The sequence below is a fragment of the Protofrankia sp. Cas8 genome (assembly GCF_963555845.1).
In the GTDB taxonomy this organism is placed as follows: domain Bacteria; phylum Actinomycetota; class Actinomycetes; order Frankiales; family Frankiaceae; genus Protofrankia.
In genome coordinates this window covers 1-9,838 of record NZ_CAUVXI010000032.1, presented here as the reverse complement: position 1 = coordinate 9,838, position 9,838 = coordinate 1, and the positions used below count along the sequence as shown (strand labels likewise).

The 9,838-nt window shown below is 66.8% G+C and carries 10 protein-coding genes and 1 pseudogene; 7 read left to right on the top strand and 4 right to left on the bottom strand.

What is annotated here, in order from left to right; genetic code table 11:
* Together U9977_RS07480 and U9977_RS07475 are read left to right on the top strand one after the other, a co-directional pair.
* Positions 1-226, top strand: a pseudogene (locus U9977_RS07480) (ABC transporter ATP-binding protein); the annotation flags it as partial.
* Complete coding sequence (locus U9977_RS07475) at positions 223-1,032, top strand: ABC transporter permease (protein WP_322748454.1); 810 nt, start codon at positions 223-225, stop codon at positions 1,030-1,032. The pseudogene U9977_RS07480 and the gene U9977_RS07475, both read left to right, overlap by 4 nt.
* 198 nt (positions 1,033-1,230) lie before the next feature.
* On the opposite strand, the gene U9977_RS07470 is transcribed toward U9977_RS07475, so the two are convergent.
* Positions 1,231-1,503, bottom strand: coding sequence for a hypothetical protein (locus U9977_RS07470; protein ID WP_322748453.1), 273 nt, complete (start codon positions 1,501-1,503; stop codon positions 1,231-1,233).
* Between the two features lie 346 nt (positions 1,504-1,849).
* Between U9977_RS07470 and U9977_RS07465 the strand changes: the two genes are divergently transcribed.
* Complete coding sequence (locus tag U9977_RS07465; protein WP_322748452.1) at positions 1,850-2,092, top strand: WhiB family transcriptional regulator; 243 nt, start codon at positions 1,850-1,852, stop codon at positions 2,090-2,092.
* Positions 2,093-2,486: 394 nt separating this feature from the next.
* Positions 2,487-3,392, top strand: a complete 906-nt coding sequence (locus U9977_RS07460; protein ID WP_322748451.1) for a DUF559 domain-containing protein — start codon at positions 2,487-2,489, stop codon at positions 3,390-3,392.
* 91 nt (positions 3,393-3,483) lie between these two features.
* Here U9977_RS07460 and U9977_RS07455 read toward each other — a convergent pair whose 3' ends face one another.
* From U9977_RS07455 to U9977_RS07445, 3 genes are all read right to left on the bottom strand, one after another.
* Positions 3,484-4,293, bottom strand: a complete 810-nt coding sequence (locus U9977_RS07455) for an enoyl-CoA hydratase-related protein (RefSeq protein ID WP_416210503.1) — start codon at positions 4,291-4,293, stop codon at positions 3,484-3,486.
* 116 nt (positions 4,294-4,409) lie between these two features.
* Positions 4,410-4,619: a hypothetical protein gene (locus U9977_RS07450; RefSeq protein WP_322748449.1), complete on the bottom strand. Its 210-nt coding sequence runs from the start codon at positions 4,617-4,619 to the stop codon at positions 4,410-4,412.
* Between the two features lie 89 nt (positions 4,620-4,708).
* Positions 4,709-5,977, bottom strand: coding sequence for an acyl-CoA dehydrogenase family protein (locus U9977_RS07445; protein WP_322748448.1), 1,269 nt, complete (start codon positions 5,975-5,977; stop codon positions 4,709-4,711).
* A gap of 301 nt (positions 5,978-6,278) precedes the next feature.
* Between U9977_RS07445 and U9977_RS07440 the strand changes: the two genes are divergently transcribed.
* The 3 genes from U9977_RS07440 to U9977_RS07430 all read left to right on the top strand — a co-directional run.
* Positions 6,279-7,199 (top strand): acyl-CoA thioesterase II, encoded by a 921-nt coding sequence (locus U9977_RS07440; protein ID WP_322748447.1) that lies wholly within the window; start codon positions 6,279-6,281, stop codon positions 7,197-7,199.
* A 47-nt stretch (positions 7,200-7,246) separates the two neighbouring features.
* The gene (locus tag U9977_RS07435) at positions 7,247-8,455 is read left to right on the top strand and encodes an amidohydrolase family protein (RefSeq protein WP_322748446.1); all 1,209 of its coding nucleotides are present in this window, start codon (positions 7,247-7,249) and stop codon (positions 8,453-8,455) included.
* A gap of 150 nt (positions 8,456-8,605) precedes the next feature.
* On the top strand, positions 8,606-9,838 hold a 1,233-nt coding region (locus tag U9977_RS07430; protein ID WP_322748445.1), incomplete at its 3' end, for an N-acyl-D-amino-acid deacylase family protein.

Here is a 9,838-nt window from a genome sequence, read left to right as displayed (position 1 = left end):
AGGGCGGACCGCGGCGGAATACTACGGCCAGCCCGAGCGCCTCGCCGAGATCGCGGCGCAGGCGGGCGCGGCCGGTTTCACCACCCGACGGACCGGGCCGTCGGTCTCGGTGCTCCGGGCCGAGAACATGCCCGCCGAACTGGATGAACGGCTCGGAGCCGGCGTCCGGCGCGCGGCGACCCTGGAGGACGTGTTCGTGGCCCTGACCGGGGAGCGGGTCGAATGAACGGGGCGGACGAAGCCAACGGGGCCCAGGCGACGCGACTGCGGCGGATTGAACCGGCGGCACTGGCCGGAGTCATCGTCCACGACCTCACGCTGTTCCGGCGGTCCTGGCTGTCGACCACCTTCTCCGCCGTCGTGGAACCCACCATCTACCTGCTGGCCTTCGGATGGGGGTTCGGCTCACTGGTGTCGGTCGTGGCCGGCTACCGGTACGTGGACTTCCTCGGCACCGGAATAGTCGCGACCGCGGTACTTTTTTCCTCAGCCTTCACCGGGATGTTCCAGACGTTCATCCGGCGGACCTATCAGAAGATCTACGGCGCTGTGCTGGCCGCACCCGTCGACGTACCGGAGATCGTGCTCGGAGAGGCCCTGTGGATTGCCGCGCGCGCCGGCGTCTACGGATGCGTTCCGCTGGTGGTGGCGCTCGCCTTCGGCCTCGATCCGGTTCCCGGCATGCTGGTGGTCCCGCTGGTCGGCTTTCTCACCGGACTCGGCTTCGGCCTGTTCGGTATCTGGACCTCGGCGTTGGTGCCGTCCATCGACGGTTTCAGTTACATCATCTCCGGCATCATGACGCCGCTCTTCCTGGTCGCCGGCACGTTCTTCCCGATAGCCGGGCTGCCCTACTGGGGCCGTGTCGTCGCCCGACTCAACCCGCTCTACCACTGTGTCGAGCTGGTGCGGGACGCGGCGTTCGGGTTCGCTCCGCTCGCCGACCTCGGCCACGTGGGCGCGCTGGTCGCCTTCGCCGGGCTGATGTGGCTGCTCGCCGTCCGCTACATGAGCCGCCGGCTCATCGACTGATCCAGCAATCCAGTCACCCTGCCGGCGCCGGTCAGCAGTCGGCGGATCCTACGCCGCCAGAGTCGACGATGCAGCAAGGTGGACGCGAGACCGCGCCAGGCCTTCGTGTGGTCTCACCAGCTCCGCCGCCACCCACTCGTCGCGATAGCGGTCCGTAATTCTAAATCGAGTTTTTCGGCGAGCGCGATGGAGACAGCGTCAAATGGAGTGACGTTCTTGCGTAGCTGCCACCTGCGTTCCAGAAGTGGAGCGAGCGGCATGCGGCGAATGGGAAAGCCGGCCAGGTGCCGTGACGCCCGCGGTCTGGGGAGCCTCGTACGACGCCATGTAGTCGGCCAACCTGGTTACGCGAGCCATCTCGCTGAGCCGTTCCACCACAAAGACGTTCAGCGACTGGTGGCTTGCCGCCGCACCCTCGGCGAGAGCCGTGTAGATCTCGTCGGGTACGTCGCGCAGGTTCATCCGCCTCATGGTGCCATTGTGGCACCACGGTCGTCAGGTAGGCCACCCGTCCACGTACGACAGGCAACCATCCACCCGGCATTCAGCAGCCCTCACACGCGCACCCACACCACACCACACCACACCCACGATCAAACCCTGGCTGGATCAGCCCTTGCGAGTAACCGCATCACTCCGTTCCGCCAGACCGGAACCCGGCGGAGCACTTCACCGGAGCACCCCTGCTCTGTTGTCGATAATTGACAGCATGTTGTGATTAACGGGCAGGCTTCCGCGCCTAGCATCATCTGCGCCCACCATCATTCGGGCTGACCCATCATCCGGGCGCGACGCCTTGCCAAAAGGGGGTACGACAATGGACTGGCGCCACCGGGCCTTCTGCCGGGGTACGGATCCCGAACTCTTCTTTCCGATCGGGACAACCGGGCCGGCCGCGAGCCAGATCGATGCCGCGAAAGCTGTATGCCGGCACTGCACGGTCACCGACGAATGCCTGGCCTGGGCTCTTGACGCCGGCCAGGACAGCGGTGTCTGGGGAGGGCTCAGCGCGGACGAGCGGCGCGAAATCCAACGGAACACGGTTCACCTTCCCGTGTAACCCCGTCCATCAGACGTCAACGATCTTTCATCAACGATCTTTCGAGGTTTGTACGCCAAAAAGATACCGAATGACCGCACAAACCTCGAAAGATCGATCCGGGCTGGGGATAATGCGAGTGCCTGTGGACGGACGCTGAGCAAAACTGCCGGAACATGGCAGCCTGAAGATCATGCATGAAAATAGGTCGGCGCCTGCAGGCAACACACGCGGCGGTCGCCCAGGGGCGTGTCCTCACGACGCACCAGTCACCCCACCGACATCCCCTGCGGCTACCCCGGCTACCGGGGCTACCGGGGCTACCGGGGCCACGGCGGCAGACCCGGCCACACCGGCTACCCCGGCTATCGGGGTCACGGCGGCAGACCCGGCCACACCGGCCACGCCGGCCGACGTGCTGGCCACTGCGCTCGCCCTCGCTGCCACGCAGAACGGTGCGCTGACCCGGGCTCAGGCCCTCGCAGTGGGCCTGAGCCCGGCGACGCTCTACCGCTTGGCTCACGTCGGTGGCTGGGAGAATCCGGTTCGGGGCGGCTTCGTCGTCCCGGCTGCTCCTGACCGTGTGCACGCCCGTGCCCGGGCAGCCCAGCTCATCCGCCCGGACGCGGTCGTCTGCGCAGTGACCGCTGCCAGGATCCACCGGTTTCCAGGGCTCCCGCAGCCGACCCATGACGAACCGATTCACCTGCTGTTACCGTCAACCGCGAGGACATCGCGCAGTCGGGGCGTAGTGCTGCGCTGGTCGCCGCTGACGTCGGCAGAGTCGATGACGGTCGCCGGCATCCGGATCACCCATCCGTCGCGGACCATCGCCGATCTGATCCTCTGGTCCTCACGTGAGGAAGCGGTGTGTCTACTCGACGCGCTTCTGCACGAGTATCGACTCGACGAGGAGAATCTCGCAGCGATCAAGATCGCGGTGGCCGGGCGACACGGTGGCCGGCGAGCCGACACCTTCTGGGACCTGGTTGACCGGCGCTCGGAATCCCCGTTGGAGACCCGGCTCCGGCTGTTGTTGGTCGACGCCGGCCTTTCACCGGAACAGCTGCAATGGCCGGTCCGCAACGAGGTCACCGGCGTACCCGTCGCGCGACTCGATCTCGCCTGGCCATCACGCCTGCTGGACGTCGAGGCGGACGGTGCGGCCACCCATAACGGTGCAACCGCCCTGTACCGGGACCGTTACCGGCAGAACGACCTCGTCGGCCGCGGGTGGACGGTCCTACGTTTCACGTGGCCGGATGTCGTCCATCGGCCGGAATACGTGATCGAAAGCGTCCGCAGACAGCTTGACCGTTGATCTTTCGAGGTTTGTACGCCGAAAAGGTACCGGATGATCGTACAAACCTCGAAAAATCAACATCGGTCCGCTTGACGGTTCCGCTTGGCGTTCAGCGGGGCGGCAGCGGACGGAAGTCCGGCGGCCGGCGCTCCACGAAGGCGGCAACGCCCTCGCGGAAGTCGATACGCCGATCGGTGTCGCGGACCAACGCATCCGCGTCGAGCTGAGCGTCCGCGAGAGTCCGTCCCCAGTCTGCCGCCAGCTGGGCCTTGACCGCGGCCATCGCCACCGGAGCACAATTGGCCACCAGGTCAGCCGCATACGCCCGGGCGGCGGGCATGAGCTCATCCGGCGGAAACACCCGGTCGACCAGACCGAGCGCCAACGCCTCCTGCGCCATCACAACCCGACTCGAGATGAGCAGGTCAGCAGCCCGAGCAGGCCCGATTATGCGGGTCAGCAGCCAACTGACGCCGAACTCGGCCGGCAGTCCCCGTCGGGTGAACGACGGGGCGATCTTGATGCCGGCCGCCGCGAACCGCAGGTCACACGACAGCGCCTGGACCAGCCCGATGCCGGCACATGCACCGTTGAGGACGGCGATGGTCGGCTTGCGCAACGACCGGGCATGGGTCATTGGACGGGTCCGCCACGCCGGCTTCTCCGCGGCCGGACCCTGCGAGACGCTGTCGAGATAGCCCATGTCCATACCGGGGCAGAAGCTGCTGCCGGCCCCTGTGACCAGTACGACCCGGACGTCGGGATTGTCGTCACAGGCGTCGAGCAGATCGAAGAACGCCCGCTCCATCTCCAACGTCCAGGCGTTTTTTCGCTCTGGCCGGTGCAGGGTCAGCGTGGCGACGCCGCTGTCGACGTCGCAGAGCACAACCTCGGGCGCTGCGGTAACTGTCACGTGCATCAACCTATCCACGTTTCGAACAACCAACGGAGGCCGTCTGTCCCGACCGACAGCGGCTCGCCAGAGCACGCTCAGCTGGCACGCACTCGGCCGCCACGCACTCGGCCGGCACGCACTCAGCCGGCGACGACAAGCTCCGGCCGGCGGGGCGCGGTGACCGTCCGCTCCGGGCGACAGCGCTCGTCATGGGCCAGAGTCGCGTTCCAGTAGCCGCCCGAGTCCCGCCACAGTTCAATGACGCCCGCGCAACACAGGCAGGCATAATCCGTCGCGGCCTCCACCAACAGTTCTGGCGGCATCCCGTCTCCCTCGACCTGAATCTTCACCACACGCCTCCATGCTGGCTCTACAACGTCGACTGGCTCTACAACGTCGACTGGCTCTACAACGTCGACTGGCTGGATACCCGCCCGTTTCACGACCCAGAAAGAGCGCCCGTAGCCGCGCTTCTACCGGCCTGACCGGAGGCAACCGCCGGCTCCTTGGGCAACCCGAGGACGGTTTCCCCAAGAATGTTGCGCTGTACCTGGGACGAGCCCGCGTAGATGGTGCCTGCCACGGAGTTGTAAAGGGTGCCGATCCAGGATGCGGTGGAATTCGGCGAACCCGGGTCGTCCGTGCGATAGGCACGCGGCGGCCGCCGCCCCTGCATGACCATGCCAGCTGCGCCGAGGACATCAAGACTCAGGTCGGTGACCAGCTTATGGTATTCACTCCAGTACAACTTGCTGATCGACGACTCAGGGCCAGGAGGCCCGCCCAGTAGGTAGCCGGTGAGCACGCGGTAGCCGAGGAAGCGCATGACCTCGACCCGGGCATAGCAGTCGGCGAGCCGCTGCCGCACGATCGGATCAGCGCCGAGCCCCCGCTCGCGGACCAGATCCCGCAGTCGGTCGAGCTCATTGCGAAACAGCACCGGGTTCGTCGCGGCCTCCTCACCCCGCTCGTACCCCAACAGGGTCATCGCGACCTGCCAGCCGCCGTTGACCGTCCCGACGACGTTGTCCGCGGCTGTGCGCGCGTCGACGAAGAAGACCTCGTTGAACTCGCTGTCGCCGTTCATCGCCGGGATGGGCCGTACCTCGATACCGGGCTGACGCAGGGGGACCAGCAGAAACGAGATTCCGCGGTGGGGTCGCGCGTCCGGGTCGGTACGGGCCAGCACGAAGATCCAGTCTGCCTCGTGAGCCATCGACGTCCAGATCTTCTGACCGTCAATGACCCATTCGTCGCCGTCGAGAACCGCCCGAGTACGCAGAGAAGCCAGGTCCGAACCTGCGCCGGGTTCCGAATAGCCCTGGCACCACTTCTCCTCGCCCGACAGGATCTTCGGGAGAAACCTGTGCTTCTGCTCCTCGGTGCCGGCCCGCAGCAACGTGTTGCCGACCATCTTGATGCTGAACGTGTCGTTACGGATGCCCCACGGCGCGCCGGCCTGCGCTAGCTCCTCCATGAGGACCACCTGTTCGATCTTGGTTAACCCGCCGCCGCCGTACTCCGCCGGCCAGGAGACGCCAAGCAGGCCAGCCCGGAACAGCCGGTCCCGCCAGTCACGGGTGAAGACCTCGGCCTCGTCGGAACCGAGGCTGCCGATCCCCGTCCAGCCGTCAGGAAGGTTCGCCGCCAGGAACGCGCGAACACGGACCCGAAACTCCTCCGCCACCGACGGATACCCGAACTCCATCGCACCCCACTCCGTCGGCGGGTCCGGGACCCACCACCAGCCCAGACAACATCGTCTATATGTTCCAACTAGATCGGGTGTACGCGCAAGCCTTCCGGGCTCAGGTCGACCAGACGAGCCCGAGGTACGGCGGGAAGCCGCGTCCACATCATCCAGGGATCACCCGCTGAGGTCTATCATCATACTAATAGAACTACTTTAGCGTGACCTCGAAAGATCGGCGCGTTCCGTCGCGACCGTCTCGACATCGTCACTTTAACGTAGTATACGTTTAAAGATATATAGGATGAGAGGTGTGATCGTGACGCACCCCGCTTCTGACAGCGGCGGAGTCGCACTGACGTCCGCGCTACGGCCGCTGCTCGAGCTGGAGGCCATCCAGGAGGATGTCTTCCGCGGACGTAGCCGCGAGAACGAGTCCACCCGGACCTTCGGCGGCCTTTTCGCCGCGCAGGCGCTGGTCGCCGCGGGCCGCACGGTCACCGACGACCGGGCGGCGCACAGCCTGCATATCGTGTTCCTGCGTCCGGGCGCGGTCGGCGCAACGACCGAGTACACCGTCGAGAAACTGCGCGACGGTCGCGGGTTCAGCTCGCGCCGCGTGGTCGCCGCCCAGGCTGGCGGCGACATCCTGCACGCCTCGGTGTCGTTCCACGTGGGCGAGGACGGCTACGAGCACACGCTGCGACCGCCGACTGTTCCCGACCCGGACGAACTCCCCCCGGCGGCGTCGTGGTTCACCACCGCAGGGGCTGAGGTCGACGACTGGTATAATACCTACCTCGGCAGCCATCCGGTGGATCTCCGCTTCGTGGGTGAGCCACCGCCGCTGTCGGCCCGTCGCGGCCGGCCGTCCACCGGCCTGCAGGTCTGGATTCGCAGCCACGATCCACTCGGTGACGATCCGTTGACGCACGCGAGTGCCGTGACGTATGCGTCCGACCTGTTCCTCCTGGCGTCAGCACTGCTCCCGCACGGCCAGGCGTTCGGCACCGGATCCGTCGTCGGCGCCAGCCTCGACCACAGCATGTGGTTCCACCGCCCCTTCCGGGCGGACGACTGGCTGCTCTTCGACAAGGGCAGCCCGTGGGCGGGCTCCGGCCGGGGGCTGACGAACGGCTCCGTCTTCGACCGCTCGGGACAGCTCGTGGCGTCCGTCATCCAGGAGGGACTGCTACGCCGCGTACCCGCGGCCGCACCCCAGCAACAACCCGTTGTCTAGATTGGCACACGTGCGTTAAATTGCGGGAGGCGACTGGGAGGAGCCCGATGAGCACACCAAAGATCATCTCTGTCGACGACCACATCCTTGAACCCGGTGACCTGTGGCAGCGCTACCTACCCGAGCGATTCCGGGCGGACGGCCCCCGTCTGGTGCGGCTCAAGGGACGCTTCGGGACGCACGCCCGCAGCGGCTGGCGGGAGGCCGAAGACGGGCTGTGGGCCGACGTCTGGGTATTCGGAGACGTCAAAATGGAAATCCTTCCAGGCTTCGCGGCAGCGGGTAAGGACCAGAACTATCTCGGGCGGCACTGGGAGGCCATGACCTACGAGGACATGCGGCCAGGCTGTTACGACAGGACGGCCCGACTGGCCGACATGGACGCCAACCACACCGAGGCCGCCCTGAGCTTCCCGACGTTTCCCCGGTTCTGCGGGCAGACGTTCCACGAGTGCGGCGACCGCGACCTGGGCCTTGCGTGCGTGCAGGCATACAACGACTGGATGATCGACGAATGGTGCGCCGACGAGGCGTACGGTCGGCTCATCCCGTTGACCCTGATCCCACTGTGGGACCCCGAACTCGCCGCGGCGGAGGTTCGTCGCTGCGCGGCCAAGGGCTCGCACGCGGTCTGCTTCTCGGAGAACCCGGCCCGGTTGAAGCTACCGAGCATCCACACCGACCACTGGGATCCGCTGTTCGCCGCGTGTGAGGACACCGACACCGTCCTCAACCTGCACATCGGGTCCTCCTCCACGTTCCCGATGACCTCGATCGACGCCCCCCGAGCGGTGTCACTCGCCCTGACCTACCAGGGTGCGTCCCATGCGTTCGCAGACTGGCTCACCAGCGGTGTGCTGGAGCGGTTCCACGACCTGCGGGTGGCATTGAGTGAAGGTCAGATCGGTTGGATGCCGTTCATCCTGGAACGGCTCGACAGCGTCTGGGAACAGCGACCGGTCTACGGCAACCTGGACGGCAGGCTCTCGCGCCCGCCGTCCAGCTACGTCCGCGACCGGATCTTCGGGTGCGTGTTCGACGATTCCATCGGGCTCACCCTGCGGCACCGCATCGGCATGGAACAGATCATGTTCGAGACCGACTATCCGCACGGTGACTCGACCTGGCCGAACTCGAAAGCGGTCTTCGAGAAGATGGTCACGGAGGCGGGACTCAGCGCGGACGAGGCATACCTGCTCGCCCGCGGCAACGCCATCCGCTGCTTCCGGCTCGACCGTTACGGCATCACGGCTTAGAGCGCTCGGGTGGGCAACAGATCGCGTGAGTACTTGCGCGCTCGGCGGCCCCACGTAAACCGGTCCGGCCAAAGAGCGCGCGATCATTGCTCGTCTCGCGCGCTCGGCGGCCCCACGTAAAGCGGTCGCCCCAGAAGTCCAGGAGGAATCGTGCACGACATCGTCATCCGCGGGGGTCAGGTCGTCGACGGCACCGGCGCCCCGCGCCAGCAAGCGGACGTCGCGATCGACGGTGGACGCGTCGTCGCGATCGGCACCGTGCCCGACGGCGGGCGCCGGACGATCGACGCGGACGGGCTCATCGTGAGCCCCGGTTTCGTCGACATCCACACCCATCTCGACGTCCAGGGCTTCTGGGACCCCACGCTTTCCCCGTCTCCGCTGCACGGAGTCACCACCGTCCTGGGCGGTAACTGCGGGTTCACCGTCGCCCCCCTGGACGACACGGCCGGTGACTACCTGATGCGCATGCTGTCCCGGGTCGAGGGCATGCCGCTGGAGTCGCTGCGGACCGGCGTGCCGTGGGACTGGCGCACCACCGCGGAGTTCCTCGACCGTCTGGACGGGACGCTCGCTGTCAACGCCGGTTTCATGGTCGGGCATTCGGCCATTCGGCGGGTGGCCATGGGGCCGGCGGCCACTGAACGGCACGCGACCGACGACGAGCTCGCCACGATGAAGCGGCTGCTGCGCGCCGGGATCGCGGCCGGCGGTCTCGGCTTCTCCTCCACCTGGTCGGAGAGCCACAGCGATGCCGACGGGCGTCCGGTCCCGTCCCGCGCCGCACCCGCGCAGGAGTTGTTCGCCCTGGCAGCGGTGGCCGGCGAGTTCGACGGCACATCCCTGGAGTTCCTCCCCGTCCTCCCGCAGCGAGGTGGTTTCAGCCAGGAGATCACCGACGTCATGGTCGGGATGTCGGTGGCGGCCCGCCGGCCGCTGAACTGGAACATCCTCACCGTCAGCGCGAAGACCCTGCCCGACGCGCTCGCCAGGCTCGAAGTCGGCGACATCGCCCGGGCGCGCGGCGGGAAAGTCGTCGCGCTGACGATGCCGGACACCCCGCCGGCCCGGTTTTCCTTCCGCGCAGGCTTCGTCCTCGACATGGTCCCGGGGCTGCACGACTTCCTCTTCCTGCCGCTGGACGAGCGGCTGGCGATCCTGCGTGATCCCGAGCGTCGGCGTGAGCTGCGCCGCGCCGCCGAGGAGCCGTCCGCCTTCAGCCACCTCGTCGACTGGGGCTCCCGGTACATCATCGAGACGTTCAGCCCGCAGACCAAGCCGTATGCCGGGCGGATCGTCGGCGACATCGCCGCCGAGGAGGGCCGGGACCCGTTCGACGTCCTGATGGACATCGTCGTCACGGATGAGCTGAAGACGACGTTC